Genomic DNA, 363 nt, shown 5'->3' on the forward strand with positions numbered 1-363 from the left:
GAACCCGCGACCCCCACCTTGGCAAGGTGGTGTTCTACCGCTGAACTACTTCCGCAATATTAAAATGGTGCGGGTGGAGGGAGTCGAACCCCCACGTCGAAAGACACTAGATCCTAAGTCTAGCGCGTCTGCCAATTCCGCCACACCCGCGCGGATGGTGAGCCATGGAGGATTCGAACCTCCGACCCTCTGATTAAAAGTCAGATGCTCTACCAACTGAGCTAATGGCTCATCGCTAACTTAATCTTGCAGATTAATGTTATTTTAACTTGAATGGTGCCGACCGAGGGACTCGAACCCCCAACCTACTGATTACAAGTCAGTTGCTCTGCCAGATTGAGCTAGGTCGGCTATTGATTTAAA

Annotated in this window: 3 tRNA genes; all 3 read right to left on the minus strand. The window is 50.7% G+C overall.

The annotated features are described in order from the left end of the window. Nucleotides 1-65 precede the first annotated feature (65 nt). A tRNA-Leu gene (locus A194_RS0116615) sits at nucleotides 66-150 on the minus strand. Nucleotides 151-155: 5 nt separating this feature from the next. Beyond that, nucleotides 156-231, minus strand: a tRNA-Lys gene (locus A194_RS0116620). Nucleotides 232-274: 43 nt separating this feature from the next. After that, a tRNA-Thr gene (locus tag A194_RS0116625) sits at nucleotides 275-351 on the minus strand. Between the last annotated feature and the right edge of the window lie 12 nt (nucleotides 352-363).

The sequence above is a fragment of the Alkalibacillus haloalkaliphilus C5 genome (genome assembly GCF_000269905.1).
Lineage (GTDB): Bacteria > Bacillota > Bacilli > Bacillales > Alkalibacillaceae > Alkalibacillus > Alkalibacillus haloalkaliphilus_A.